Genomic DNA, 26,861 nt, shown 5'->3' on the forward strand with positions numbered 1-26,861 from the left:
GCATCAATGTATGCCGTTTCTTACAATAATGACATCTGCATAATTTTTAGCGATTTTGTTTCTCTGGTTGTCATTATTTCATCTCCGGCAGGATGACCGATTAGCATGGGCGAATCCGATTCGTGCAACTGTCTGTTTTTACGCACCAGATTTTCACTCGTTGTGGCGTAGCAATAGACGCAGCCATGAGAGCAACAGTCATAGGCTCCTATATCAATACTATCCATACAGGCGCAGTCAAGACGCTGGTTAGTGTCCTTTTTTGCACGAATGGAACAGCCGATGACATCCTCAATCATGGCTTGGTCAATGCAGGACGCATGGGCAATGCCATACGAACTGAGGTCAATTAATTCAGAGCAGGTTGCAAGCTCTAAGCTGTGACCTTTCGCAATCGCAGAAAACCCCTGGGCAATTTGGTTTATGTTTAACGTGTTCACCTCGGAATCCACAATCCCCTTTACACTCTTTTGCATTTTCGCGTACAGGTCGATAAAGCTGAAAGTGCACTTATTCGTATAGCCGCAAAGAATATCGCACATTTTGCCAAACATATCAAAATGATATTGCACAGATAATTGCTCATTGACGATGATCGGGTCATAACGCCAGACGACACGGTGCCTGCCGATTTTATCACTTAATCGTTTAAAGGTCTCCATGATTTCCGATTTCGCAGGCAATCCTTTTTCCACCTGTTCATCATATGGCGTAATCGTAAATTGAAAATAATATGGATAGCCCATCGTGTCAATGGTATCCAGCTGGCTTAGCATTGGCTGCGCGTTTTTTGTCCAGAACACAATACAATCAACGACATCTGCGTTCAACTCAACACTAGCGATCCGCTGCGAATTTCTTGGGTTTTTGATATAGGCAAAGCCTTCTCGCAAACGTTTGATGAACCATTCCGAATAAAAAGCAGGAATATCCGTCCGTCTGCTGGCGCTGATAATCATTTCTTATCACCGTTGGTATTTTGTGTTTTGCGATATTCCTTGGGACTTAGTCCGACTTGTTTTTTAAAAAAATCATAGAATGTGGAAAGACTGCCAAATCCAGATAGCATTGCAATATTCAATATCGTGGTATCCGTATTTGCCAGCAATTGCATCGCTTTTTCCACGCGCAGTTTATTGGCATATTCTACAGGCGTCATCGTAAATTGCTTGCGGAATAATTGAATGAAATGATTTTGACTGACGCCCAACTCTTTGATTTCAGTTGCAAGTTTGTGACGGTCACTAAAATAAGTATCAAAAATATGTTTTGCTTTTTCCAGCAAGTCCAACATCGGCCTGAACTCAAGCAAATCCGGCCGGCATCGTTTGCAAGGGCGTAATCGATGAGCATAGGCTTGTGCGATAGTATCAAAAAATACAACATTCGCTTTTAGCGGTTGCTTCGATTTGCATGACGGTCGACAAAAAATTCCTGTTGTTTTCACGCCGTAAAAAAACACGCCATCATAGGAAGGGTCGTTATGAATGACCGCGTTCCACTTTTCCTGATTAGTCAGTGCCATACGCCCCCTTCTCAATGCCATTGAACGCCTACATTGTCATATTCACATTGTACCAAAGCGTTTTGCGGTTGTCTTTCGGTATTTCATGTTGTAATTTTTATCACTTTAATTGGCTAATACCACTATGATAAAATAAAAGTAATATTGAAGCAAAATACGGAGGATTTAATGGACGAGACGGTAAGAGAACGCATTCTCGAACTTGTGGATGAGGAATATCGACAATTTCACAGTAGTTTACTGCCAGGAACAAACAATATTTTAGGCGTGCGACTGCCGCTGTTGCGGGAGCTTGCCAAGGAACTGGCCAAAGGTGATTGGCGCGGTTATCTAGCGATGGCCCAGGATGAGTATTATGAAGAAGTTATGCTGCAAGGACTGGTCATCGGCTACGCAAAGGCTGATATAGACGAGATACTTGCCTATGTCGCCGCTTTTGTTCCGAAGATTAACAACTGGGGAGTGTGCGACAGCTTTTGTAGCAGCTTGAAAATCACGAAACAACATAGGATGCGGGTTTGGGAATTTATCCAGCCTTATCTGCTGTCGGAAAAAGAATTTGAATTACGATTCGGTATCGTAATGATGCTGGATTTTTACATGGAAGGCGAGTACATTGACCAGGTGCTGACCCTTCTGGATGGTGCGAAGCATGAAGGCTATTACGTTAAAATGGCGGTAGCCTGGGCGATTTCTATCTGTTTTATTAACTATCCGGAGAAAACCATGGCATATTTACAGAATAATACACTAGATGATTTTACCTATAATAAAGCACTGCAAAAAATCACAGAATCCTTTCGCGTAGACAAAGAAACGAAAGCGCTGATTCGCAGTATGAAACGCAAGTAACGCAAAATAACCAAGCGACTAGAAAAACCGCGGCCCTTTGAGAAAGTACGGGTTCCGATAGCACAAACTCCACAAGCGGCACTAGCACCACTATGGATGACTAACATTCTTTTTGTAGAAGACTCTGCCGCTAAATAGCTAGTGATCCTTACGTTGCAAGGTCTCACCGCTTCAAAAAACCTATAAATTCTGGTAGCTTTATAAAAGAAGACTTGCTCATCATCTGAGCAAGTCTTCTTTATGGAAACTTATCACGTAAATGGCCAATAGTTATCATCTGTCAACAGATAGTTGCCAAAGATAAAGCGAAGCAACAGATCCATACGGCGAATACCGCTTTTTATATTGTGCAAACTGCTGTTTGCTAATCCCTGTGAGACCGTACAGGTTTATCATGCCCCGCCGAATAGCGAGATCTCCCCAGCTAACAACGTTAGGGCGCTCTAGCGAATTCAGCAGCAGCATTTCCGCTGTCCAGACACCAATACCACGAAGTGTCGAGAGACGCTTAATCACTGTGTCGTCTGGCAGCTCATACAGTTCCGCCAGGTTAATTTCACCCCGTGTCACGGTTTCGCCAATACTCTTGATATAACCCGCTTTGCGGGTGGTCATGCCACACTGTTGGATTGCCTCTACTGTCGCGGTTGCCATGGCTTGTGGCGTAATGTCAGCAAAACGCTCCTGCATTCTGCACCAAATCGTATGTGCCGCCTTGACAGAAATCTGCTGCCCAACCATTGAGTGGACAAGAGCAGTAAACAGGTCGGGAATGACCTCACGCTCGACTCTTCCCATTCGCTCGATGGCAGCCCCGAGTGTTTGATCCACGTTTGTTAAGTAATCTATTTCCGTTTGGCCATATTCGAACAATTTTGTGGTAACAGTTTGCATGCTATCTTTCCAGATTCAACAGATATTGCTTGGCTTCCAGTCCGCCTGCATAGCCAATCAGCTTTCCGTTGGCGCCGACGACACGGTGACAGGGGATAAAGATCAAAATCGGATTTCTGTTGTTAGCCAGGCCGACTGCGCGGGCAGCCTTTGGCTGACCAATACTCTTGGCGATTTCTCCGTAGCTGCGGGTTTCGCCGCAGGGGATTTGTTGCAAAGCCTGCCAAACACGCTGTTGAAATTCTGTACCGTCAGGGGCGAGCAGAAGATCAAATGATTTCCGGTTTCCTGCCAGATAGTCTTTAAGCTGCCGACCTGCTTCTTTGAGTAAAGCCGTTTCCTTTATAGTAGCATCCTGCGGAGCGGTTTCTCTGTTGAAATATAAATGTGTAATCGCAGTTCCGTTCTCCACAATGCCGATTTCGCCGATAGACGTTTGATAGATATATGCGTTTTTCATTACTCTTGCCTCCGATTGTACCTGTTGCTATATGTCTATCATACGAGAACGGCATCTGTTTGTCTTTCGGAATATCACTTTTCAATTCAGCTAAGGCTCTAGATATGTAAGAAAATGCGCTGATACGAACATATGAAAAGTACGATGAACACCAGCGGCACTAGCGATGCACGAGCGCCACAAAAGTGCCGTTTATTATCGTTTAGTTGCGTTCGTGTCGTCTCGTGGCATTCGTGTTCCGTTCCTTACGCTACAAGGCTTTGTTTTCGCGGCTGACCCTTTCCCTTTGCCGTTCAAATCTATTGGCGAAACAGTTCCCTGATCTCATCTTCACTCATTTTGGTTAAAAAATTCTCTCCAGGCTTAATCAGAGCGTCAATCATTTCTTTCTTTTTCTGCTGCAAGGTATAAATCTTATCTTCAATCGTGTTTCTGGTGATTAGTTTGTAAACTTGAACCGAGTTCTTCTGCCCAATCCGGTAGGCTCGGTCTGTTGCCTGATCTTCCACTGCCGGGTTCCACCACGGGTCAAAGTGAATGACCATATCGGCACCAGTAAGATTTAGACCTGTCCCGCCCGCCTTTAACGAGATCAGAAAAACAGCTTTTTCACCAGAGTTAAACGAGTTAACCAGCCGAATTCGCTCCTCCGCTTTGGTTGACCCATCTAGATAATGGTAAGAGATCTGCATTGCGTCTAAATCCTGTTGAATCATACCCAACATACTGGTGAACTGAGAAAATAGCAAAACTCTGTGACCGCCATCAATTGCGTCTTGTAGTATTTCCTGCAGCATTTCCAATTTACCGCTGCCGCCCTGGTAGTTCTCTAGGAAAAGTGAAGGATGGCAGCAGATTTGCCGCAATCGGGTTAAGAGAGATAGTATCTTGATCTGACTCTTGGCAAACCCATTGGCGACCATCTCCTGCTCAAATTCGGCCTGCGCCTGCAACAGCCACGCACCGTATAACTTAGCTTGCTCATCAGTCATTTCGCAGGTCATTTTGCTTTCAATCTTTTCCGGCAGCTCTTTCAAGACCGTTTTTTTCATGCGCCGCAAAATGAAGGGTTTAATATGCCGATTTAGTTCCTGCAGAGCTGTTTGATCGCCATTTTTGACAATGGGGGTTTCAAACCTGCTGGTGAATTGTTTATGTGTGCGCAAGTAGCCAGGCATGATGAAGTCAAAGATTGACCACAATTCTGTCAACGTATTTTCGATAGGAGTTCCGGTGAGAGCAAAATAACTGCTTGCCTTGAGCTGCTTTACCGACTTGGCGTTCATGGTATTGGGATTCTTGACATTTTGCGCTTCATCCAAAAAACAATACTTGAAAGTGAATTCTTCATACAGCTCGATGTCCCGTTTGATCAGGCCGTAGGAGGTCACGACCAGATCTGCCTGGCCGATATCCTGAAGACGCTCCTGCCGTTCGGCCTGCTGACCGGATATCACGATGACCTTAAGGTCAGGAGTAAATTTTGCAGCTTCTTCCTGCCAGTTATAGATGAGCGAGGTTGGCGCGATAACTAGCGAGGGAGCTGGCTTCTCCGCTTTGTCGAGCAGAATAAACGTGAGAACCTGCAAAGTTTTCCCTAAGCCCATATCGTCAGCCAATATTCCGCCAAACCCATAGTTGGCAAGTGACTTCAGCCATTTGAAACCAGTCTTCTGGTACTCTCTCAGTTTTCCCTTTATGCCTTTAGGGACAGTATACTCGATGTCCTGCGGTTCCCGGATGTCTTGCACCATGCGTTTAAACGCGCTGTTGCGCTCGATCGAAAAGTCCGTGTTTTCCCGGGCTACACTATCGAGATACATGGCGCGGTATTTGGGCAAGGCAATGACAGGTTTTTCAATATCAGCGGTACGCAGGCCAAGCTGTTGGATAAGATTGGCTGCCGTCTGAAAGTCAGGCGAATCAAGCGGAATAAACGAGCCATCCCGTAATCTATGATAGCGTTTTTTCAATTTATAGGCAGAAAGCAGCTCGATCAAGTCTTTGGGTGAGACATCTCCATAGTGAAGCGAAAGCTCCAGCATGTCGCGGTCTGTATTCAGCCGCACGCCGGCAGTGATTTTCTCCATTTGTTTAATGTTGACCGGTTTAAACTCATCAGTGTGATAAACTTCTGCAATATCCCGCAATTCTGGCAAGGTCTGCTGCAAAAAATTATAGGTTTCCATCTCGTCTGACTGTACCAGCTTGCCAGCTGCAGCGGTAAAGCCGTGCTTACGAAACAAGCCCAACAATTGACTTTCTTCTGCTGTCGAGCGCAGCAACCACTTATCCTGAAGGCTTGGCTCTGCCGTCGTGGGGTCAGCGGGATTGAGAATGATTTTGCCATATTGCAACTCGATGCGAGCGCTCATGCCGTCACCATATTTGTCAAGAAAAACTCGTTTTTCTAAAGGTTCGCGGAAAAAGCGGTTGTTAATTGAGTCATCCATGTGAACTGTGCCAATGGTTTCTAACGCAGGCAGCATAGCATCAATAAAATCAGATACCAACGTCGCCGGAATGTATGCTTCCGGCTTTCGATTGTCGCTGAAGCAGTTCAGTAATGGCTTAATTTGCTTGGCAAACGCATCATCAACCTGGTAGATGCTCTGTCGATGGTATAGGTAATGAAAGTCCTTATCGAGACCATAGAAGACATCGTCTGCCAGATTCATTGATAGCTTCAGACCGCCGCTGATTGCGTTAACAGACAGATTGACTGGCGGCCTCTCAGCACGTATCTGCACGTCTCCTACAGACTGTTGATTAATCTGTGCAGCAAATGAACGGTCCTTCATTACCGCAAAAAATCGCAACAAATTCGTATTAGTTAGCTTGAACCGGCGCGGGTCAGAAAACGCTGAGCCGGCAGAGGCGCTATAGCTCCATCTGGATCGGTCTTTTTCCTCCGTATATGCCTGAGAAAGCATATCAAGTAAGGCTTTTGACGAGTCTGTGAAAACTGCCTTACTGGGTTGCAAGCTAAAAGCTTTGCCATAGTTCAGTTCCTGATTATTTGCCAGCGCCTCTAGTAGTCGCGGAATATCCTTTACAACATACATCCGTTCCGTCCCAATCATGAACTCCAGCCAGCTTGTTTTACCGCCAGACATGATCGAAAAAGCAAAAATTGGTATGAGGTTGACTGTCTCTGGCTGAACTGGCGCCGCCACATCGGTTAAGTTACTTCGGTAAAAAGCCAGCAGCTTCCGGGTGGCGAGCGTCAACGGCAACGTGTCATCGATTAGTTCAGTGCCAAAATACGTTTTCCAGTCTTTCTGGATTTTCATCAGCACGGCGACAACATGCTTACAGGCACCTTGATATTTCTGAAATGCCGGACAGTCACATTCGTAGTCCCGCAAGCTATGCTGTTGGTCAAAATTGACAGATACTGAATAAAAGTTCCAGCCAGTCACCCGGGCTGTAAAACGATTATCTTCTTCGGAAAAGCGTAGCGACCGTACTGCGCCATCCAGATAGTATTCGCGGCCTTTAGCATATGAGGCGCCTGCTGCTTCTGATCTAATTATTCCGTCTGTCAACATTGCTGCCATTCCTCTTCCTTGCTGTTCTGCCTATATCCTTAAAAAAGGTGGGGATACTCCCCACCTGATCAGTACTCGGTTTAGTTAGTATCGACTAAATTAGTTGCAAACATGACACTAGTGAAAACTTTAATAGGCATCCTGATGATTAAACTCTGCTGCCTCTACCCAGTCATTCACATGGTTCAACATTTCAATAATATTGCCAATGACTTCAGCATGTTTTTTTTCTTCATGGAGAAGCTTTTCGCAAATTACTATTTCCGCTTGCTGCTGGGAACTTTCTTTTAGTTTCTTGTAGAGTTCCACACTCTCCTGCTCTTTTACCAACGCTGCCCGATATACATCAATTTGTTCGTCTTTTAGTTTTGCAATAAATGCTTGCTTATCTCCGACAAATTCTTGATTAGCAAAAACATTTTCTAGTTTACGTAAGGAAGGGTCAGACTCAATATATTGAAATGTCTGCCGTTGAGCTAGCTGAATGATTTTATAGTGACGTTGCTCATCATCAGCAAGAGCTTCTAAAACTGTTTTTAGATCAGCATCGTTCACAGTTGCAGCAAGATTTCGATAAAACGCTTCACCATCTAGCTCCATTTTTAAGGCGTAATCAAAAATATTCATCGTGAACCTCCTATTTTTATTACCAACTCTATTGTAAGGCCATTTGGCCTTAAGTTCAATAAATACCGTTTATTCTACAATTTGCTTTTTTATGTTTGACTATCCCGTATAAATCTTTTAAGCACTCCAGTACCTCATAACTGTTGCTCTTTACCTGCCCAATATGAATATGAGGTTTAGTTTTTCCGTGAAAGTCGCTGCCACAGGTGGCTAGGACCTTATTCGCCTGGCAGAATCGATAATAATGTTCTTCCTGTTCTGTCGTGTGCCAAGTAGTAAAAGCTTCAATACCCATCAGCCCAAATCCCAAAAGATCATAGAGTAACGAATCCTCGTCATGAGTAAGAGTGGCCGCAGGATGAGCCAAGACAGGAACGCCGCCACTTTGTATGATTAGGCTAATAACATCTTGCACCCCCGGAATATAGCGAGGAGCATTATACGGCCTACCTGTTACAATCCAATCCATGCAAAACTTGATGATGTGATTTTCCTGTGAGCGATATTGATTCATCAGCTTGTTATCGTTATTACGCTGATCGAGAAACATCGCGCGACAATAACTAACCGGCATGGGCTGGGCTCCACTCTCAACCACCTTATCTTTATCTAAATAAAACCCCGCTTCGCGCAATTTGGCAATTTGAATATCAACATTTTCCTCAAGGCTCTTTTCGATTTTTTTGCACCATTTTTTTATAGCAGGATTATTGTGATCGATAAAATAGCCCAAAACATGCAACCATTTGTCTTTATATTGAGCAGAAAATTCGCAGCCGGGAATGACTTCAATTCCATATCTTTCACCCCAATAGAGAGCTGATTCAATGCTATTAATCGAATCATGATCCGTTATGGCAATGGCTTGAAGCTGATTCTCTTTAGCGAGTTTGACAATCTCTTGCGGTGAAAACTCGCCATCACCGCTTGCTGCAGTGTGTATATGTAAATCTACTTTCATTGCTTCCTCCCGTATATATTTTTCTCATCTATCTAAAATTAGACCTGAAAAAATGCATAATCGGCACAGTTAGCCTTCTTAGAGTCAGCATATGCTACTTGCAAATTCCGCATTACGCCAAACATCTCCTGCCGCCAATTGATATTTGTCTTCATAAGGTTGATTTTGCGGCACGTCAGGAATGCTTTACACTGAAATAGTTTCAAAAGGAGTGAGAACAATGAATAGCGAAAAAAAAGGCTTGTTGATTTGCGGCGCAATAACCGGCAGAACAAAACGGACTATTGGCAAAGATAGTGAGCGTATCGTCGTAACATACCGCATTAATGACGGCAATGCTGACTTTTTTGTTGACGAATGGAGTCCCACAGCGTTCTATAGTATTGGCGAGTTGGTTTGTTTACCGGTATATGTGAAGATTTATTCACGTAATGGGATTAGTCAACTGAACTATGTAATCAAATCTAATTCCGCCGCTATGGCAGGGGAAGAATTTTAAGTGTTTACATGGAAAAAGGCTTCGCACCAGCACTTTTCTGGTGCGAAGCCTTTTCATTACAGTCTGTTCAAATTCAGCACACAGTCTGCCAACAGTTTAGCACGCTCAAATACACTCTCGACCAGCGCATACTCCTCAGGACTATGGTTGCGGCCGCCTTTGACACCCATGGCACAAACTGTCGGCACACCGGCAATGACCGTATAGGCCGAGTCAGCACCGCCGCCGACCACTTTTTCATTCGGCGTGCCAAAGCCATTCTCCGCATAGACTTCTTTCACCAGATTAAACAGGCGTTTGACTCCTTCGGTGGTCTGCATCGGCTTAAAGCTGGCGCCGCCTGTCATCGTCGTTGTCGTACCAGGCACGTAAGTTGTCGCTGCAATATCTTCCAATTGTTTAGTGAACTTAGGAATTGCGGTTTCGTCCGCAAAGCGCACATCAATCTTGATTTTTGCATAATCAGGAGTAGCGTTCGGCACTGTGCCACCTTCAATAACGCCGACGTTAAAAGAGGTTCCCGCCTGCCAGTCTGTGAGTTTTTCAATAGCAAGCAGTTTGTGAGCAATCTCGACGATCGCACTGCGGCCGTTTTCCGGGTCATTGCCAACATGGGCGGCAACGCCGCGAACCTCCATGTCGTATCTGCCGACACCCTTACGCCCGACCACGATAGCATCATCAACGAATCCAGTCTCACAATTAAAGGCGGCAATACATCCGGCGGCTTCCTTGACAAAAACCTCTGCCGCGTTGGAATTGGCATGGCCAATCTCCTCGTCACCAGCAAGCAGCACCTTAATCGGCCGTTCAGCAAAGCCGGCAGCATTGAGGGCTTTGATCGCATAAAGGAATGCCACCACACCACCCTTCATATCAAGCGCGCCCGGTCCATAGGCTTTGCCGTCCCGAATGGTGAACGGCCGCTTTTCGATAGTACCGTTCTTAAATACCGTGTCGACGTGACCAGAGAAAAGTACAGGCGATTGAGTACGGTCGCTGCCGATTTCGGCGATAAGCAGATTACCCGCCTGTTCATACTCGACAATGCGGACCACAGCGCCCTCATTTTCTAAGAAATTCTTGATTTTGGCCTGAACTTTATCAATTCCCTCTTTATCAGCTGAACCGCTTTCCTGATTGACAAGATCACGCCATAAAGTCAGCATTTCTTCTCGATGATCATCAATAAATTTAAATATTGTTTGTTTCTGCAAGCTATTTTCTCTATTCACCCAGCAACTCCTCCTCTAATATTACTTCTCAATCGGCTGCGGCAAAGGAAACGGCGAAGTACTTTAGCCTCATAGGTGAATTCCGCTGATTTTGGCGCACCCTATGTTTGTCCCGCCCCTATTATTGTAAATCACTTTCCAAGATTTTAATTATTATCATTGTATCGTTTTATTGGCAGTTATGAAATGCTATTTTGATTCATACAAAAATTACTTAGGATGCGAAAAAGCGGTCAGCAAACACTATCATTATGAAAGGAGGAATAAAATCATGAAACATGAGCGTCGCCATACGATTAGTCGTTTAAAAAAGAAGTACAAGCATCTTGCGGCCGCAGTTGCCGGGGTCGCGATACTGGCCGGAGCATCATTGCCGGGTGTTCCTGCGTTAATCGCCCAAGCTTCGGCTAGTCCCATTACGGAGAACGCCCCTGATGAAAATTCGATACCAGTTGGTGATACCAGTATGGCAGCGCAAACAGCGAACAAAGCGAATGGGGCACCTGCCGAATATAAGAAAGTGTTGGATATCAAGGCAACAGCTTATGCTCCTGGTCCGCATGATAACGATCAATGGGGTAATAAAACCTATCTCGGCACTCAGATTCGCCCTGGTATCATCGCCGTCGATCCGCGAGTTATTCCGTTGGGATCACGAGTCTATATTCAATATCCTGACGGGCACGGTGAGTATGCTATAGCCGAAGATACTGGCGGCGCGATTAAAGGCAACCGTATTGACATTGCTAAATGGACTGTAGGTGAAGCAGAGAAATTTGGTGTGCAACCTGTTAAGGTTTTTGTTGTCTGAGCGAGCAGTAAACGTATGCAGCAAGACTGAATACAGTTACTCCTGATCGCCTCCCATCTGAGTAACTAAAGAGGCTCGAGCGTAACGCTAGAGCCTCTTTTCGTTTTGCCTTTTTCTAGAGTAACGTAAGGAATCGTAAGAAACATACGATAGAGATTTAACCATTCTTAAACCGACGGTCAGTGCAAAAAAGTGAGAATATTTTCTAAGGAACCGCATTAGTTTTAGCATTGATCTGCTTTTTTCGCATATAGTTTCATTGTGAGGTGATCATGCCATGAGAATCTTATATATTGGCAAACGTCACTTTTTTTTGCTTTTATTACCTGTTATTTTGCTGTTCTACCCATTATATACATACAATGCTGCCCATAAACTAACCGGCAAGGTTATTGTCGTCGATGCCGGTCATGGCGGTATTGATCCTGGCGCAAACCGGCCGGGCGTACGCGAAAAAGATATTAATCTGATGGTTGCATTACAGCTTAAAGAGGTTCTGAATCAGTATGGCGCAAAAATCGCATTGTCCCGCCAAGCAGATATCGAGCTTAGCACTGAGTGTGACAGTGAAAATGTCAAAGGACGCTATCATCGCGATCTGATGGCACGCGTGGAAATGGTCGAAGAATCAGATGCAGATGCCTTTATCAGTATTCACGCCAATGCTGTCGCCAGTGCCAAACGGCACGGCGCTGAGGTATTCTATTATGCCAAGTCGGAATCAGGGAAAGCATTAGCGAATAGTATTCAAGCAGAACTGCGTAAAATTACGCAAGCTCCCCTCACGCCCAGTGCGGCTGGCTACTTTGTATTACGCCGCAACAAAATACCCGCCGTGCTCATCGAAGTAGGCTATATCACAAATAAGGACGAACGTTTGTTATTACAATCTCCAGAATATCAACGAAAGCTGGCTGAGGCAATCGCCGCCGGCATTAACAATTTTTATCAGTAAAAGGGAGGGGCCACTGATGACTAAGCCCCACAGGATGTTTCTAACGGTAGCCCTGCTTGCAGTGATCGTCGGTGTCGCTGAAATGCACCAATCAGAAGACACACACACCATTTCTCAGATTTCTACTAATCAGAAGGTCGTGGCATTGACAATAGACGATGGCCCACATTATAAAATCACCCCAGAGATATTGACAGTTTTAAAAGAAAAACAGGTAAAAGCGACCTTTTTCGTTCTTGGGGTAAATGCCCAACAATCGCCAGCGATTCTGGCTCAGGAAGTAGCTGACGGTCATGAGATTGGTATGCATACCTATAGCCACCCAATATTGACTAAGTTAAGCCCGCAGAAAATCCTCGACGAATTTGATAAAGCCGAAAAAGCGCTTCTGCCAATCGCCCCTAAGCCTACTTTATTCCGTCCGCCTGGCGGCATATATAATTCACGAGTGCTTGAAATCGCGCAACAACGAGGCTATACGACAATTCTATGGTCAATTGATCCGCATGACTGGAGCCGCCCGCCGAGCGAAAAAGTGGTTGACAGAGTATTAGCGGATATTACTCCTGGCAGCATCGTCCTGCTTCACGATGGCCAGTACCCCTTACCCACAGCGCAAGCGCTTAGAACGATTATCGACCGTCTCCGTAAGCTCGGCTATGAATTTGTCACCATCAGCGAGCTATTACAATATAATGAGGTTCGGCATTCCCTCGATTGGTTCCGCTAGTAAAGAAGACTAGGATTCAGATGGATCTTTAACTCCATCTGAATCCTAGTCGCACTTATCTAGGGACATGAAATTCCAAAAGGGAAAAGCCCCGCAAGTTTCGCTCGTCGCGAAATTCGCGGGGCTAGCATTCGTTATCTGCTTTTTAGCTGAATTATCCTGACTCTACACTGCAAATATAATAATATCCGTCCGGCGGATTAGCCTTTGCTTCGTCATTTTGACCAAAGGTTACGCTATTACCAGCAACCTGGGCTGCCAGCCACAGATGATACAACGCAATACCCATATCCACTTGATTCATCTTTTCATAAATCAAAGCCTTCAGGAAATTCGTTTTAACACAATATGCATGAAGCAGACGATGATCGCCAGTGAAAAACCAAGGCTGGCTGTTTGTCGCTGACGGAGCTAAGCGCACTGGTTCGAGCAAATCGTCCAAGCCGATTGTATTGCTAATTTTATCCAACGGTTTTCGTTTGAACTCTTGTATGCTGTTGCGGTATAAGGGCTCTTTTGCCATACCAAAAGACATAACAATGACAAATTCCAGCTCAGAGCTGGCTCGCACTTCGTTCGTCGGCCTGGGGATTCCCTGCCAACAACTACCGATGCCCTTAGCAGACAGAAACAAATCGAGTTGTTGCAGCATAAAACCGATGTTGGTCAAATAGCCTGCCTTGTTCTCCGAAAAGGCGACAAGATAATGCGGCGCCTTAATGCGCAACAGATTATGATGCACCTCTGTTTGCGATACAAATTTCATTGCGGTCTTTATTGTAGCATCAAGTGGCTGCAAAGATCGAACAAATTCCGTTATCTCTGCCATCGTACTATCCGCTAACGGAGTGAGGTCATACTTGCGAATCGACTTACGCTGGAATACTACTGAATGTAAATCGTTGTTATCCATACTGCCCCCCTATTAGAGCGTGTTTCAAAAAACACGCAACCATAAAAAAGAGAGGCTGTTAGAAAATGCCCAGATGCTAGGCGCGACGAGGATTACGCAGCGCCGCGTACGATACGGGTACGCAAGCAAGTAACCGCAGGAGCAACAACGCAGATGGGCGTTTTCTAACAGCCTCCTATCATCGTTCGGATAGGCGGTCGAGCGCCAGCAGCAAACCATGAAGTAATGCCTGCGGCTTGGGCGGACAGCCTGGTACATAGATATCAACTGGGACAAGGTCGTTGACTGCGCCGCGAATCGCGTAGGTCTGGCCGAAAGTCGCTCCGCCAGCGGCGCATGCACCCACGGCCATTACCAGCTTCGGCTTAGGAACGGCTTCATAAGTCATCAAGAGCGCCTGAGTCAGATTGCGGGTGACAACTCCAGTCACCATTAACATATCGGCGTGCCGTGGCGAAGCCACGAAATCAATACCATATTGCTGCAAATCATAAAGAGGATTGCTAAGAGCATTCATCTCAAAATCACACGCATTGCAAGAACCGGCATCCACATGCCGGATCTGCAGCGAGCGGCCGAGAACTGAGAGTATCCGATGGCGCAGCCCCTGTCCGGCGGGTTCAGCTAACTGTCCGGCGAGGCTAGCCAGGCGATACTCACCACTCTGCTTAATACCGCCGTGTTCACACTGTTCTACACAATGACCACAAAAGATGCAGGTATTGTAGTCAATGGTTAAATGATCGTCCTGCCGCGTAATCGCTCCCACCGGACAAGCGGCGGCACAGCGGCGGCAGTCAGTACAGGCGGACGCTTGCACCATAACTGCGCCACGGGCGCGCGGTGCAGGCGAAGCAGCGTCATATCTTTCAGTTACCGTTCCGGTATAGAGAATTTTACGCAAGATATTGATCACTAGAATTCCCTCCTAACGGTCCAAGCAAGCATAACAGAGTTCAAAACTTTTATTAATGAGGGGAAAGTCAGGAATGATATCCCCAGGCACCGCAACCGTCAGTGACGGCCAGTTAGAGTAGGAAGCAGAACGGACAAAGCAACGGTAAACTGTATTGTCTTTTCCAGTCATCAGCCAATGGATGTTAGCGCCACGAGCTGATTCACTCCAGCCAAATGCCTGCTTATATGCCGTGATTGGCGGCAGCTTCAGGCAAAGCGCTGGCGGCGCATCGGCTAGTCGCGCCACAGCTTGCCGAATAATTGCGATGGACACTACTACTTCATCAGCTCTGACCCATAATCTTGCGGCGACGTCACCATCCTTATAAACAGGAGTCCGAAAATCCAGCTCATTATAACAGGCGTAAGGATGATCATGCCGCAGATCCTCGGCTACGCCTGAGGCTCGAGCAGCTACCCCCACCACCCCTAAGTCCAAAGCGGCTTGATGAGGTAAAATGCCAGTTGTCTCAACCCGATTTAGGAAGGCCTCATTTTCTCGTAATAAAGCCATCAGTTCGGCAAAATCAGTTTCAATCGCTGCCAATTCAACAACAAGGTCTATTGCCATCGCGGCCGGGAGATTGAGTGTGACCCCGCCGGGAACCACCCAGCCCCGCAAAAAGCGATTGCCGCTGATAGTCTCATTGATCCGCATCAGCTTTTCTTTGAGCCGGGCGCCATGGCTAGTGCCCACGGCAAATCCCAAACCGGCGCAAAGGTTGCCAACATCGCCGATATGATTGTACAGTCTCTCTAACTCAGCGGCGATAACGCGAATCAATTGAGCGCGATAGGAAATCTTGATTTCTGCCAGTGATTCAACCGCCTGACTGAACGAAATCGCGTGTGATACCGAGCAGGCGCCGCAGATCCGCTCAACAGACAAAATTGCTCGCTCGATCGGCATACCTTCTACCGATTTTTCAATGCCGCGGTGGGTGAAAAATAACTTCGCCTCCAGATTAATGACACTCTCACCCGCCTGGCTAAATCGAAAATGCCCAGGCTCAATGATACCAGCATGGATCGGACCAACTGGGACCTCAAATACACCTTCGCCAGCTACGCACGGGATTGGATAGGATTCATCAGCTGTATCAATATGGCTTTGATTGAAGTCCCTGCGCAACGGATATAGCCCTTCCGGCCAATTTTCATGCAACACCAGCCGACGTAAATCCGGATGTTCCAGCGGTGTAAGGCCAAATAAATCGTGTATTTCCCGTTCATACCAAGCGGCCGCCGCAGTCAGTGGCGTCAACGAAGGGAACTCTAACGGCCCAGAAGCAGGCACTACCGCCCGCAGCAGACGAAACGGAGTTTTCGGTGCTTCCCGTTCAGCAAATAGACAATATATAGCGAAACAGTTATCTAGCTCTCGCTCATCGTTGGCAAACATGGCAATAAGCTGACTCTTGCCGCCTCGATAGATAACATTTGCTGCAGCCCGCAGACCTGCAGCCGAGATATTCTGAACTGAAACAAGACTCATGGACATCAACCTCCCGTCACAAGCGCCGCTGCCAGGGTCAATACAGATCCCAGCCAGGGCGGCAGATAAAAACCGGCAGCCAGAACTATACAGATCGATAAGCCAATTGCCAGTGAGGCAGAGGCCGACGGCGAGTTAATCGGCTTTTTGGGCGCCGCGCCAAAACAGATTCCCATCGCATAATAGATCATACCGGCAAACACAGCACCTAACAGAAGTAGGTATAGACCGGCAAGCAAGGGACGCCCGTCGTCAACGACTGCTTGGATAATCAAAAATTTGCTGGTAAATATGCCAAATGGCGGCATGCCCGTAATAGCCAGTAAGCCGACAAAGAACAGACCGCCTAGTAAGGGGGCCGAACTGATTAATCCACGGATTCGCATCAGCTGCTTTGTGCGATATTCTTGTGTAATCGTACCTGCTAAATAGAACAACGCCGATTTGGTTAAGGCATGGTAAAGAATATGCAGAAGGGCGCCGGTAGTAGCCAACGGAGTGCCGATGCCAAGACCGACCGCAATCAAACCCATATTTTCCACGCTGGAATAGGCTAATAACCGTTTAAGATCATGCTGTAGAAGGATAAATGGCGTCGATAAAGCTATTGATAATAGGCCAAATGTCAACAGCAGCGTTTCGGCAAAGTTAGGCCCGAGTGAGTGCTGAACCACAGCCATATTGCGCATGATCGCGTAGAAGGCGCAGGGCAGCAGCGCGCCAGATAGCAGTCCGCTGACCGGCGAGGGCGCTTGACTATGAGCGTCTGGCAGCCAGGTGTGCATCGGCGCCAGACCGGCTTTCGTACCATAACCAATCAAGATAAAGACAAAAGACAGTTTTGTCATATCCGGATCAAGCCGAGCAGCAGCGCCGGTCAGTGCCAGCCAGCTTAGCGCTTCTTTGCCTTCACCTGCGCTCACCTGAGCATAATATAATAGGATCGTTCCTAAAAGTGCCATACAGATGCCAACCGTGCAGACCATAACATATTTCCAGGCTGCCTCTAGAGAGGACCGATTGAAAGAAGACGCTACCAGCAAAGCACTGGCCAGAGTCGTCGCCTCAATCATGACCCAGAGAATACCCAGATTTTCAGCAACTAGCGCCCCAATCATCGTGAAAACAAAAACTTGCAATAACGCATAATAGCGGGCTAACGCCTTCTCGGTAATATGCCCGTCTTCCAGTTCACGCCGCATATACGAAAGCGAAAATAGCGTAGACGAAACAGTCAACAACGCGACAACCAATAGTGGTACCACGCTCAATTCGTCAACGAGAAATAAGCCAGTGTGAATACGGCCCTGAGTCGCAACTTGCCATATTAACCGAAGGATGACAGCAGCAACCGCCAAACCGCTAGATATATTCAAGGCGCCAAGCGGCAAGCGCAACGGCAGCAGGGACAGCACTGCGGTTATCAGGGGTATCGCGAGAGCGACAAAAATAAGTTCGTGCATAGACTTTCTTTTATCCTTTCAGTTCTTCTAATACGCTCGTATCAGTTGAAGCAAATGATAGTTTTAAGCGATAGGTTAGAATCACCAGCACTAATACTGCAACCAGAACATCGAGGAAAATGCCCATTTCGATGATCAGCGGCAAGCCTTGAGTCACAGACAACCCTACCAAATAGATGCCATTCTCCATGGTAATAAGCCCTACTGTTTGCAGGATTGCCTGGTGACGAGTCATCATTAACAATAAGCCAATAAACACTAGGGTGATAGCAGCCGCTAATGCGTCACGGCTGACCACTCCCGGCAAAGCATGATCAATCAGCGAATAGGCGAAAAAAATCGCGACACAGGCAGACAGTGAAGCCGCGTTCGGACCTAATATCGGATGCTGCTCTTTTTCCCGCTTTAGCCTTCCTGACAGTCTGAACAGCGCAAAGGGAATGACGCCAGCCTTAATCACGGCAGTAAGCAATGCGGCGATATACGTATGCAGTTCACGCGTCTCGAGCGCCACAACTAAACAAGCACCTGCAACCAGTACAGACTGTACCAGCAGCACATAAATAGCGGTTCGCAAACTAGTCACCCGGGTTTGCACAGCCGCAAGAGCCAACAGAAGAATAGTTAAAATCTGCATGACCTGTCTCCTTACTGCGCCACAAGCGCCAACAATGATAACAGCCCTGAAATGGCAATAAAGCCAGGCAATCGAAACAAGCGCATTTTGTTTGTACAAGTTTCGGTTACTGCCAAGGCGGCGGCGGTAATAACTACCTTCAACGCAACTTGCGGCAAAATACCACCCCAAGATGCCTGCCAAGGAATAAAGAAAATCACAAACAATAAAATGATAATTAACTGTCTAACAGCAGCAGCCAAGTGGATTAGACCTAGACGGCGACCAGAATACTCGAGCAACATGCCTTCGTGAATCATCGTCAGCTCAAGATGAGTGTCAGGATTGTCAACTGGCACCCGGCCAGTCTCGGCCAGCAGCAAAATGAAGAATGCAAATCCGGCGAACACGTAAGGCACTGAAAACGGCGCTTGTGCCGCTTGCCGAGCCATCGCCTCGAGCCCGGTCGAACCAGCCGGCGCTGCGACAGTCAGAAACGCTAACACCAGTACAGGCTCAACTAGAACTGACACATACATCTCGCGCGACCCGCCCATACCACCAAAGGTACTGCCTGCATCAAGTGACGCTAAGACAAGGATAAAGCGGCCTGCCGCCAAAACATACATCAGTAAAAATACATCAAATATGTCCGGATATGTCTCTTGCTGACCGGGTAACGGCAGAGGCAGCAAGGCCGCCGCTGCAAAAGCCAGGGCAAGATAGCCAAAGGGAGCAACTCGAAATACCCAGCATGTTGTTGGTGAAACCACTTCGTCTTTTTTTAATAGTTTGATGATATCAAGATACGGTTGCCAAAGTCTCGGCCCACGCCGATTCTGCAATTTCGCTTTTAACGATTTTATCAGACCAAGAACGAGCGGGGCGAAGAACAAGACCGCTACGGCCAACGCAATGCGTGTAATGAAGATACTCATGACTGCCACCCCGCACTCCACAGCAGAGCCACTATGGTTGCCGCCATAATATAGGCAATGTATACTTGCACATTGCCTACTTGCAATCGTTTCATTTTGGCAGATAAATGCAGAATTTCCCATTTAAGCGGATAATATAATGTCTCGCTCAATAGATACTCAATCTTCGAACGGAAGGTTAATTTGCGGCCAAAGTATAAATTCGTGTTTGAGTCTGCCAGTATTTCACGCTGCGGCTGCAGAATCGCACCAAACGCGCGACGGACAGGTTTAGAAAAACCGAGTGATGAATATTGCATCCGCGAGCTTGGCGTAATACCGCAGGTCCAGGTTTCCCCTGCTGTCACTGTCGAATGCCCAAAAACGCGATACAGGCAAAATGCAACTAGCAGCGCTACCGCCAGGATGCCTAGCAGAGACGCGGTGCCTAACGGCGCGGCCAAAGCACCAGATTGGAAAACTGCCGCCTGCCAAGAGTCTGTACTAATTGATGGATGCACCGCAGTAAAGCCAGTTAAGACCTTTTGCAGCACGCCAATTACTGCTTGTGGCCAAATCCCCAGCGCTACACAACAGATGGCCAAAACACCGATCGGTAACCGCATGGCAAGGGAAACCTCCTTAGCTTGCTCAGACTGGTGACTACGCGGCTTGCCAAGGCAGGCTATACCGAAGGCTTTCACAAAGCATGCGGCTGCCAGCGCGCCGGTCAAGCCTAGCAATGCAGTTATCATCACACCAGCCAGTCTGCCAAGCGTTCCTGGAATAGCCTGTGGTAGAAAAAACAATGATTGCAGAGTCAGCCACTCACTGACAAAACCGTTTAAGGGCGGCAGCGCGCCAATACTGACTGCACCGACAAAAAACAGCGCCGCCGTGAATGGCATAGTGCGAATCAGCCCGCCCAGCCTTTCCAGGTTGCTGGTATGAGTACCTTTCAGTATCGAGCCAGCCACCAAAAATAACAGGGACTTAAAAATTGCGTGATTTAGACTATGGTACAGCACCGCTGTCCAGGCCAGAGCCGCTAAGGCAGCTTGTTCGCGTGCAGCAAACACCAGCCCAGCGCCCACACCAAACAGAATGATGCCAATATTCTCCACACTCGAATAGGCAAGCAGCTTTTTTAAGTCGTTTTCCATCAACGCCCAAAGGACGCCAAGGAAGGCAGTAACAGCAGCCAGTAGTAAAATCGTATAACCCCACCAAACCGGTCCTGGCCCTAAAAACTCCAGAAAAAACCGGCATAGACCGTAAACTGCTGTTTTGATCATCACTCCAGACATCAGCGCAGCAGCGTGACTGGGGGCCGCGGGGTAGGCGCGGGGCAGCCAGATATGCAATGGCACGATGCCGGCTTTGGCGCCAAATCCGATTAACGTACAAATAAAGACCATGTTACGAGTCACCGGGTCAAGAGCCACTCCTGACAACTTAGCAAAGTCAAGACTTTCTGCCGCTCTGCCCATCAGTAAGAAAGCAATAATCAGAAACGCGGTGCCAATATGAGTCATAACGACATATACGAACGCGGCTCGACGAATTTCCGGCTTCTCATGTTCATGATTAACCAGAAGAAATGAAATAATCGCCATCATTTCCCAGGCAATGAGAAAGCCGGCGACATGGGCAACACTAAACACTAGTGTCATCGAAAGCAAAAAAAGATTGAATAGACCAGCCAAGAGGGAATATTCTTTTGCGTAGTATCCGCGTGTATAAGCACCTGCGTATATGCTAACAGCCGTACCCACGATACCAAGCAAAAGCAGAAACCACGCACTCAGCGGATCAAGTCTTAGGTAGATATCACCTAATGGAAAAGCAATCGCAGATGTAGTCAATGTTTCCTGGCTATATAAGATCAAAAGTGCACATAGCCCGGCAGCCAAGCAGCCTAGAACAGCCAACCCATGAGCCGCCAGATTAACGCGCAGTGGTCGTTTGCGCAAAACCCAAGCCAGGACAGTGCCTGCGCTGAAACAGGACAGCGCGGCGCCTAAGAGCCAATGTTGCAGTGACATGTTTTCACCCTTTTATTATTTAATAGTGTAATATTTCTATTGTATCATAACGACACACTAATAATAAAAAGGATACAGCCCGATTTGGGGCTGTATCCTTCCATATCTCGTCAATTTGATGATTTACTCATCTATCTTGTCAGACTACTTAAAATAGCGGCGATTTTCTTTTAGACCCTAGTACTAGTCACAGCTCATCTTTTGGTAATGAGCGATGCGCTAAGCCGACCGCCACTTCGTTGAGATTGAGGACGCCGACGCCAAAGTAAACAGCGACACAGAGGTGCTCGCCATGACGAGCCATACCGATTTTACCGCCAACATTAAGCCCTACCGCTGTAGGTGTCACTTGAGCAAGAGCAGCGTGGGTCGCCCCCGCTATCGCTCCTTCGCCGACATGATTGTCAGCAACTAAGCCCTGGCGTTGGGCTGCAACGACAGACCGTTCGATAATTTTCTTGACTGATGGCACAAATTCGCCGCCAAAATCCACCGCTGCCGATCGGATATTGCGTTTTTGCAAGGCGGCTCTAGTGTCTTGCTCTTCCTGGCGGCTTTCGCTGGCTGCCATTTTTAGGGCAGCTCTGCCGACTTCAATACTAGTGAGTTCCTCCATAAGCAGCTCCTTCATCTATGTTGTCTGGTACATGTTCTTGCGTTGTTATCTTATTTGAATCTAACACAGTAACTGCAAAGAAGGTCACGAGGCAAACCAGCCACTCAAAATAAATCGGCTCGGAAACTATACGGACCGACGGCAGAATCTGCCAAGCAGCCAGCGCCAATATTCCTGCAAGAGTGGTGTAGAAAGCGGAACTTTTTCTACACAGACTTGGTGCAAACATCGTAAATAAGAACACGATCGTGAACGCTGTTGTCAGGCTAAGACCGATCAACAGAGTCCGCAAAATACCAACTGCATTGAATGCCAGCCAAAGAGTGAGCAGGCCGGTACCCAGCACCGTAAGCCGGTTAACAGTCAGAAATTTCGTCTCACTGACTGACGGATTAATAAAACGCTGATAAATGTCTTGTGCGAACAGAGTCCCTGCCCCCAGCAGCAAAGTGCAGGCTGTTGATACATCAGCCGCCCAGAGTGCGGCCAAGGTAATGCCGGAAACGATCGGGTCAAGACTCATAATAATCTTTGGCAAAGCTAGTGTGGCTTTAATGTCAGGATAGGTGACGCGTGCAGCCAGACCCATAATGGCGCAAAGAAAACCAATGGGGAAGATAATGACCGCCCCCCATAAGAATCCCTTTTTCGCCGTTTTGCCGTCCACTGCGCCGCAAGCGATCTGAACCGGGCCTTGGGCAGTAATCGTCTGCGTAATCATGACAACAAACCAGCCAATGATGGTGGCTAAGCTGAGACCGCCGATCGGTCCGAACCAGCTTACTGTCTCTGGAAGTTTGGTAGCAAGTCCACCTAATCCGCCTTGTTGCGACACTGTCATATATGTGCCTACCAATACCCCTAGATAGATCAGAACAACACTTACAATATTGGATAAACCGGAAGACCAAAGGCCGCCGATTAACGTTATACTAATAAACACGATCGCGCTCATGATCATGCCGCCTTGCATCGTAAAGTACTCAGGCAGCAGTGAGGAAAGGATGGCGCCGCCAGCCAAATACTGCATAGACGTGATAACCATCATAATGATAACGAGACAAACCGCGCTAATTACCCGACCTTTTTTATCATAATACCGTTCAAACAATTCGGGAACAGTGGTGCAATTCATTGACCGATACTTATCGGCGGCAACCATGGCCATGACAACCGCACCAGCTGACCAAGCCGCATTATACCAGCCAGCGGCTATGCCCACTGTGAACGCATTTTCCGCGACGCCGACTGTCGATGCGGCGCCAATCGCCAAACCGGCAACATTGACCGCAACCAACAGAGAGTTCATTTTCCGTCCGGCGAACAAGAAGTTGGCGCTACCGCCAGATGCTCGCTTTTTCGCATACAAACTAATCAAAAACAATAAGGCAATGTACAGAATAATAATAACCAGTTGAATAGACAGGACAATCTCCTACCTTTCTACTTTCCTACTACACAAAACCGAATACGGTTATCACCAGCTTTTCCCCGAGGCCGGATGGAAAAGAAAAAACACCCAAACAGGGTGTGTAAGAGATCTCTCCATCCTACCATCCTGCAATACTACAAAAATCCTCCAAGAGGTGAAAACCATTCTACATATTACAGGTTATCAGTCATTTATTGTTTTGTCAAGCTTCGGATTAACACATAGCAAAGCCGCCGTTACATACGGGACTTAGGCTGAATCATATAAAAAGCCTGGCAAAAACTATGCCTTGCCAGGCTTTTAAAGCTTATGCGGAAGTTTTTTCGGCTTCGGCTGTTGGAACCGCCGCATGGCGAGATTTCAGCCAGTAGCCGAGTCCAATTACTCCAACCGTGAATACGACCTTGATAATCAATGCGTAATCGTGGAGGTAAACTCCTAAACTACCATCGCTGGCAACCATTTCACCGGCAGTCCAACCAAGGATTGCCGCGCCGACATAGATAAGAACAGGGAACCGATCCATCAATTTGAGGAAAAATTGACTGCCAAAAACGACAAGCGGAATACTAAGCCCAAGACCGAACAACAACAGCGGAATATTACCCTGAGCAATGCCAGCGACGGCCAGCACGTTATCTAGGCTCATAATCGCATCAGCAATCATAATAACGCGAATAGCTTCCCAGAAGTTCGAAGCCTCTTTAACTTTTGTTTCGTCTTCCTTTTCACCGGCCAATAGTTTCACCGCAATCCAGAGCAACGCAATGCCGCCAAAGAATTGCATATACGGTATTTGTAACAGCATTGCTGCAACCGTAGTTAGAAGTACTCTCAACCCCACAGCACCGGCAGCACCCCATATGACAGCTTTTTTTCGCTGATTTGAGGGCAAATTTCTACTCGCCAGAGCTATGACCACAGCGTTGTCACCGCTTAGTATTAAGTCCATAAAGGTAATACTAATTAACGCCGCAAATAGTTCCATCGAAATAACCCCATTTCATTTTTTATTATCTTGCCAGTATGAAGCCGTGTGCCAGGATGTTGAGACCACCTCTTTTCAAAAAATATAAGACCTTACAGATGTAAGGTCTTTGTATACAGGATGCTACAACGACCTCATTAACTATCCAATACGGGGATGGTTAATAAAGGTCTGGCTATTGAACAAACCGCTCAACGGTATAGCCATGCATAAATGCAGAGCTGTTGACTACACCTGGTAGCTACTCCCCTTTAATTTATTCAATTATCTGCTACCTTTTTATTATGCCAGATCAGTTGAAATTTGTCCAGCAAAAGATTCGCGTTCTCTTGCCTACACATGATTAACCAACTTCGATGCGAGTCAGCGCGGGATTGCCAATCCTCCGGGCCAGAGTCGCGACATCTAGTTCCGGCAATACTTGGTTTACAAATACCGTTAACTCAGTGCTGAGGTCAATTTCGGCATCTGAATTGTAAAGGGTATTGGATGCATCAACGAGCAATCGGACAATTGGCCGCGTCTGCAATCCGGAAAAAACGTGAGTCACGATGCCAATATCACCCGTATTGAGTTTGACTATGCTACCAACCGGGTATAGCGCAACATGGCGCAAAAACTCGCGCAGAATATCTGGATCAAAATGTGTACCAGATCCAGCCAGTAGAAATTCATACGCCTCGCCCGGAGACAACGCGGGACGGTAGGGACGATCAGATGTTAATGCATCATACACATCGGCAATCGCGGTAATGCGGGCATACTCGTGAATATCAGTCTCTTTTAGACCACGTGGATAACCGCTGCCATCAAATTTTTCTTGATGTTGAAAAGCCACGTGAATAGATAACCAAGACAACTGTGCACTATATTTTCTCAATATCTCAAATCCTAATTCAGGATGCCGACGCATTAGATCCATTTCTGATTCACTTAAATGCCCTGGCTTATTTAGGATTTGTTTTTCGATCGCCATTTTGCCGACATCATGCAAAACAGCTCCAACCCCTAACTCCATCAATTGGCGTGGTGTATATTGCAGAGCTGCTCCAACCAAGACTGCTAATACACAAACGTTGACCGAGTGAGCAAATGTATAGTCATCATACATACGAATATCATTAAGATGAAATACAGCATTGGGATTGCGGATAATTTCGTCAACAATACCTTCTGTCAGTTGTTTAAACTGCCCCATATCGATCTTCTTCGTGTTGCGGAAGCCTTCAAATGCTTCTTTGACTGTAGAGATTGCCTTGACTCGAGTTTCCTCAGCCAAGATATCTGGCACGTCAATGCTTACTGCCAGAGGATTTTGAATATAAGCAACCCAAATGCCCAATTCCTGCAATCGATTTATGTAACGTTTGGTAAATGTTGCACCTTCGGCAAGTAACATCCTGCCATCTGCAGTATATATACTTTTGGCGGCTACCATGCCGGGGGCAAGGTCCTTGACAGCTATTCTCTGCATGCTCGTCCATCCTTAACATCATACAGTGTCTCGATCACGTAAACATTGTTCAATATAAATTGTGTATATCCTTTAGCGACTAAAAAAGTGCTGTCAAAAGGCAACCAAGGAGCGACAGTTACGCCGCTATGAATTTTTAGTTCTTTTCCTTGAAACGATAGCCGGTTGCTGAGTAAAATACCCATTCAGCGATATTAGTCGAACGATCAGCTACCCTCTCAATATAACGAATAGCAGTATGCACCTGCAAAATTGTTTCCTGCGCCTTTAAATCAGCACACGCTGTTTCAGCAAGAATCCGGAACAGTGCTTTATTCAATGCGTTAACATCTGAGTCGCGCTCAATGACCTGGGTGGCCAGGTCCGCATCATTTGTTTCATAGGCCTTTACGGCATCAGCCAGCATAGCTGAGGCTAAATCACCCATGGTTCTAACCGTCTCAGCTACTTTTTTCACTGGCTCGGGATCGAGCGATGCCAGTTTCTTTTGCACGATTTTTGCAATATTATTACCATAATCTGCAACTCGCTCAATCTCACTTGCAATTTTTAAGCTAGAGACGATAAAACGCAAATCAGACGCCAGCGGCTGCTGGGTCGCAATTGTTCGAATCAGTTCTTCATCCATCGTTTGATAGAGCACATCGACTTCTTTCTCATATTGGCGAGAAAGATCAGCCAGTGCAGGGTTGCCTGAAACTAGCGCGCTGATTGCGGAGCTGACAGAAACCACAGACTTTTCTCCCATATCGGTAATGACTTGACGCACTCTAGCCATTTCAATGTCATAGCCTTTTCGCATTACCATGATCCATCCTCTCCTTGCCAATTTCGACTGATAATAC

25 protein-coding genes are annotated in these 26,861 nt (G+C 46.8%); 5 read left to right on the plus strand and 20 right to left on the minus strand.

The genetic code is table 11. The features are described 5' to 3' along the window. Positions 1 to 20 precede the first annotated feature (20 nt). Both AXX12_RS16360 and AXX12_RS16365 read right to left on the minus strand, forming a co-directional pair. The gene (locus tag AXX12_RS16360) at positions 21 to 959 is read right to left on the minus strand and encodes a DUF1848 domain-containing protein (protein ID WP_066245040.1); all 939 of its coding nucleotides are present in this window, start codon (positions 957 to 959) and stop codon (positions 21 to 23) included. Beyond that, positions 956 to 1,525 carry a bifunctional transcriptional activator/DNA repair enzyme AdaA gene (locus AXX12_RS16365; RefSeq protein ID WP_066245043.1) on the minus strand — a complete coding sequence of 190 codons (570 nt, stop codon included), beginning with the start codon at positions 1,523 to 1,525 and terminating at the stop codon, positions 956 to 958. The genes AXX12_RS16360 and AXX12_RS16365 overlap by 4 nt, the downstream gene beginning before the upstream one ends. A 168-nt stretch (positions 1,526 to 1,693) precedes the next feature. Here AXX12_RS16365 and AXX12_RS16370 point away from each other — a divergent pair, with 168 nt between their 5' ends. After that, positions 1,694 to 2,377: a DNA alkylation repair protein gene (locus AXX12_RS16370; protein WP_066245049.1), complete on the plus strand. Its 684-nt coding sequence runs from the start codon at positions 1,694 to 1,696 to the stop codon at positions 2,375 to 2,377. 273 nt (positions 2,378 to 2,650) lie between these two features. Here the strand turns inward: AXX12_RS16370 and AXX12_RS16375 are convergent, their stop codons facing one another. The 5 genes from AXX12_RS16375 to AXX12_RS16395 all read right to left on the minus strand — a co-directional run bounded on the left by AXX12_RS16375 (position 2,651) and on the right by AXX12_RS16395 (position 8,870). Beyond that, positions 2,651 to 3,271, minus strand: coding sequence for a DNA-3-methyladenine glycosylase family protein (locus tag AXX12_RS16375; protein WP_066245051.1), 621 nt, complete (start codon positions 3,269 to 3,271; stop codon positions 2,651 to 2,653). Position 3,272: 1 nt separating this feature from the next. Then, positions 3,273 to 3,731, minus strand: a complete 459-nt coding sequence (locus AXX12_RS16380) for a methylated-DNA--[protein]-cysteine S-methyltransferase (protein ID WP_066245053.1) — start codon at positions 3,729 to 3,731, stop codon at positions 3,273 to 3,275. A gap of 299 nt (positions 3,732 to 4,030) precedes the next feature. Next, positions 4,031 to 7,282 (minus strand): DEAD/DEAH box helicase, encoded by a 3,252-nt coding sequence (locus tag AXX12_RS16385; protein ID WP_066245250.1) that lies wholly within the window; start codon positions 7,280 to 7,282, stop codon positions 4,031 to 4,033. A gap of 129 nt (positions 7,283 to 7,411) precedes the next feature. Then, entirely contained in the window at positions 7,412 to 7,909 is a 498-nt protein-coding gene (locus AXX12_RS16390) for a ferritin family protein (RefSeq protein ID WP_066245056.1), read from the minus strand. Between the two features lie 55 nt (positions 7,910 to 7,964). Beyond that, positions 7,965 to 8,870, minus strand: a complete 906-nt coding sequence (locus AXX12_RS16395) for a PHP domain-containing protein (RefSeq protein WP_066245058.1) — start codon at positions 8,868 to 8,870, stop codon at positions 7,965 to 7,967. Between the two features lie 220 nt (positions 8,871 to 9,090). Between AXX12_RS16395 and AXX12_RS16400 the strand changes: the two genes are divergently transcribed. Then, a complete protein-coding gene (locus AXX12_RS16400; RefSeq protein ID WP_066245059.1) occupies positions 9,091 to 9,369 on the plus strand; it encodes a hypothetical protein in 279 nt (92 codons plus the stop codon). A gap of 56 nt (positions 9,370 to 9,425) precedes the next feature. Here AXX12_RS16400 and AXX12_RS16405 read toward each other — a convergent pair whose 3' ends face one another. Continuing rightward, positions 9,426 to 10,604 (minus strand): M20 family metallopeptidase, encoded by a 1,179-nt coding sequence (locus tag AXX12_RS16405; protein ID WP_231881926.1) that lies wholly within the window; start codon positions 10,602 to 10,604, stop codon positions 9,426 to 9,428. 271 nt (positions 10,605 to 10,875) lie between these two features. On the opposite strand from AXX12_RS16405, the gene AXX12_RS20060 reads away from it, so the two are divergent. The 3 genes from AXX12_RS20060 to AXX12_RS16420 all read left to right on the plus strand — a co-directional run bounded on the left by AXX12_RS20060 (position 10,876) and on the right by AXX12_RS16420 (position 13,100). Then, positions 10,876 to 11,415, plus strand: coding sequence for a 3D domain-containing protein (locus tag AXX12_RS20060; RefSeq protein WP_066245061.1), 540 nt, complete (start codon positions 10,876 to 10,878; stop codon positions 11,413 to 11,415). 277 nt (positions 11,416 to 11,692) lie between these two features. Then, positions 11,693 to 12,370 (plus strand): N-acetylmuramoyl-L-alanine amidase family protein, encoded by a 678-nt coding sequence (locus AXX12_RS16415; protein ID WP_066245064.1) that lies wholly within the window; start codon positions 11,693 to 11,695, stop codon positions 12,368 to 12,370. 16 nt (positions 12,371 to 12,386) lie between these two features. Beyond that, entirely contained in the window at positions 12,387 to 13,100 is a 714-nt protein-coding gene (locus tag AXX12_RS16420) for a polysaccharide deacetylase family protein (RefSeq protein WP_066245066.1), read from the plus strand. Positions 13,101 to 13,254: 154 nt separating this feature from the next. On the opposite strand, the gene AXX12_RS16425 is transcribed toward AXX12_RS16420, so the two are convergent. The 12 genes from AXX12_RS16425 to phoU all read right to left on the minus strand — a co-directional run bounded on the left by AXX12_RS16425 (position 13,255) and on the right by phoU (position 26,824). Continuing rightward, the gene (locus tag AXX12_RS16425; protein WP_066245068.1) at positions 13,255 to 14,013 is read right to left on the minus strand and encodes a nitroreductase family protein; all 759 of its coding nucleotides are present in this window, start codon (positions 14,011 to 14,013) and stop codon (positions 13,255 to 13,257) included. A gap of 178 nt (positions 14,014 to 14,191) precedes the next feature. After that, on the minus strand, positions 14,192 to 14,929 hold the full coding sequence (locus tag AXX12_RS16430; RefSeq protein ID WP_066245070.1) for an NADH-quinone oxidoreductase subunit B family protein: 738 nt from the start codon (positions 14,927 to 14,929) through the stop codon (positions 14,192 to 14,194). A 12-nt stretch (positions 14,930 to 14,941) separates the two neighbouring features. Continuing rightward, complete coding sequence (locus AXX12_RS16435; protein ID WP_066245072.1) at positions 14,942 to 16,465, minus strand: hydrogenase large subunit; 1,524 nt, start codon at positions 16,463 to 16,465, stop codon at positions 14,942 to 14,944. A gap of 5 nt (positions 16,466 to 16,470) precedes the next feature. Continuing rightward, entirely contained in the window at positions 16,471 to 17,928 is a 1,458-nt protein-coding gene (locus AXX12_RS16440) for a hydrogenase 4 subunit F (protein WP_066245074.1), read from the minus strand. A gap of 10 nt (positions 17,929 to 17,938) precedes the next feature. Beyond that, complete coding sequence (locus AXX12_RS16445) at positions 17,939 to 18,565, minus strand: hydrogenase (RefSeq protein WP_066245076.1); 627 nt, start codon at positions 18,563 to 18,565, stop codon at positions 17,939 to 17,941. A gap of 11 nt (positions 18,566 to 18,576) precedes the next feature. After that, complete coding sequence (locus tag AXX12_RS16450; RefSeq protein ID WP_197470766.1) at positions 18,577 to 19,482, minus strand: respiratory chain complex I subunit 1 family protein; 906 nt, start codon at positions 19,480 to 19,482, stop codon at positions 18,577 to 18,579. After that, positions 19,479 to 21,506 carry a proton-conducting transporter transmembrane domain-containing protein gene (locus AXX12_RS16455; protein ID WP_066245080.1) on the minus strand — a complete coding sequence of 676 codons (2,028 nt, stop codon included), beginning with the start codon at positions 21,504 to 21,506 and terminating at the stop codon, positions 19,479 to 19,481. Before AXX12_RS16455 ends, AXX12_RS16450 begins: the two co-directional genes overlap by 4 nt. A 187-nt stretch (positions 21,507 to 21,693) precedes the next feature. Then, positions 21,694 to 22,122, minus strand: a complete 429-nt coding sequence (locus AXX12_RS16460; RefSeq protein WP_066245082.1) for a HutP family protein — start codon at positions 22,120 to 22,122, stop codon at positions 21,694 to 21,696. Beyond that, positions 22,106 to 23,548, minus strand: a complete 1,443-nt coding sequence (locus AXX12_RS16465; protein WP_082816937.1) for a sodium:solute symporter family protein — start codon at positions 23,546 to 23,548, stop codon at positions 22,106 to 22,108. The genes AXX12_RS16460 and AXX12_RS16465 overlap by 17 nt, the downstream gene beginning before the upstream one ends. A gap of 313 nt (positions 23,549 to 23,861) precedes the next feature. Next, positions 23,862 to 24,542, minus strand: a complete 681-nt coding sequence (locus AXX12_RS16470; RefSeq protein WP_066245084.1) for a TerC family protein — start codon at positions 24,540 to 24,542, stop codon at positions 23,862 to 23,864. A gap of 343 nt (positions 24,543 to 24,885) precedes the next feature. After that, on the minus strand, positions 24,886 to 26,016 hold the full coding sequence (locus AXX12_RS16475; RefSeq protein WP_066245086.1) for an HD-GYP domain-containing protein: 1,131 nt from the start codon (positions 26,014 to 26,016) through the stop codon (positions 24,886 to 24,888). Positions 26,017 to 26,152: 136 nt separating this feature from the next. Beyond that, positions 26,153 to 26,824 (minus strand): phosphate signaling complex protein PhoU, encoded by a 672-nt coding sequence (gene phoU, locus AXX12_RS16480; RefSeq protein ID WP_066245088.1) that lies wholly within the window; start codon positions 26,822 to 26,824, stop codon positions 26,153 to 26,155. Positions 26,825 to 26,861 lie beyond the last annotated feature (37 nt).

The organism is Anaerosporomusa subterranea, from assembly GCF_001611555.1.
GTDB lineage: Bacteria > Bacillota > Negativicutes > Sporomusales > Acetonemataceae > Anaerosporomusa > Anaerosporomusa subterranea.

Bases quoted from the DNA above. Each gene is read 5' to 3' on its own strand.
- AXX12_RS16475 (WP_066245086.1), bottom strand. From the start codon at position 26,016: ATGCAGAGAATAGCTGTCAAGGACCTTGCCCCCGGCATGGTAGCCGCC.
- AXX12_RS16470 (WP_066245084.1), bottom strand. From the start codon at position 24,542: ATGGAACTATTTGCGGCGTTAATTAGTATTACCTTTATGGACTTAATA.
- AXX12_RS16400 (WP_066245059.1), top strand. From the start codon at position 9,091: ATGAATAGCGAAAAAAAAGGCTTGTTGATTTGCGGCGCAATAACCGGC.
- AXX12_RS16360 (WP_066245040.1), bottom strand. From the start codon at position 959: ATGATTATCAGCGCCAGCAGACGGACGGATATTCCTGCTTTTTATTCG.
- AXX12_RS16385 (WP_066245250.1), bottom strand. From the start codon at position 7,282: ATGTTGACAGACGGAATAATTAGATCAGAAGCAGCAGGCGCCTCATAT.
- AXX12_RS16435 (WP_066245072.1), bottom strand. From the start codon at position 16,465: ATGAGTCTTGTTTCAGTTCAGAATATCTCGGCTGCAGGTCTGCGGGCT.
- AXX12_RS20060 (WP_066245061.1), top strand. From the start codon at position 10,876: ATGAAACATGAGCGTCGCCATACGATTAGTCGTTTAAAAAAGAAGTAC.
- AXX12_RS16440 (WP_066245074.1), bottom strand. From the start codon at position 17,928: ATGCACGAACTTATTTTTGTCGCTCTCGCGATACCCCTGATAACCGCA.
- AXX12_RS16390 (WP_066245056.1), bottom strand. From the start codon at position 7,909: ATGAATATTTTTGATTACGCCTTAAAAATGGAGCTAGATGGTGAAGCG.
- AXX12_RS16425 (WP_066245068.1), bottom strand. From the start codon at position 14,013: ATGGATAACAACGATTTACATTCAGTAGTATTCCAGCGTAAGTCGATT.
- AXX12_RS16380 (WP_066245053.1), bottom strand. From the start codon at position 3,731: ATGAAAAACGCATATATCTATCAAACGTCTATCGGCGAAATCGGCATT.
- AXX12_RS16460 (WP_066245082.1), bottom strand. From the start codon at position 22,122: ATGGAGGAACTCACTAGTATTGAAGTCGGCAGAGCTGCCCTAAAAATG.
- AXX12_RS16450 (WP_197470766.1), bottom strand. From the start codon at position 19,482: ATGAGTATCTTCATTACACGCATTGCGTTGGCCGTAGCGGTCTTGTTC.
- AXX12_RS16415 (WP_066245064.1), top strand. From the start codon at position 11,693: ATGAGAATCTTATATATTGGCAAACGTCACTTTTTTTTGCTTTTATTA.
- AXX12_RS16395 (WP_066245058.1), bottom strand. From the start codon at position 8,870: ATGAAAGTAGATTTACATATACACACTGCAGCAAGCGGTGATGGCGAG.
- AXX12_RS16445 (WP_066245076.1), bottom strand. From the start codon at position 18,565: ATGCAGATTTTAACTATTCTTCTGTTGGCTCTTGCGGCTGTGCAAACC.
- AXX12_RS16370 (WP_066245049.1), top strand. From the start codon at position 1,694: ATGGACGAGACGGTAAGAGAACGCATTCTCGAACTTGTGGATGAGGAA.
- AXX12_RS16455 (WP_066245080.1), bottom strand. From the start codon at position 21,506: ATGTCACTGCAACATTGGCTCTTAGGCGCCGCGCTGTCCTGTTTCAGC.
- phoU (WP_066245088.1), bottom strand. From the start codon at position 26,824: ATGGTAATGCGAAAAGGCTATGACATTGAAATGGCTAGAGTGCGTCAA.
- AXX12_RS16365 (WP_066245043.1), bottom strand. From the start codon at position 1,525: ATGGCACTGACTAATCAGGAAAAGTGGAACGCGGTCATTCATAACGAC.
- AXX12_RS16375 (WP_066245051.1), bottom strand. From the start codon at position 3,271: ATGCAAACTGTTACCACAAAATTGTTCGAATATGGCCAAACGGAAATA.
- AXX12_RS16420 (WP_066245066.1), top strand. From the start codon at position 12,387: ATGACTAAGCCCCACAGGATGTTTCTAACGGTAGCCCTGCTTGCAGTG.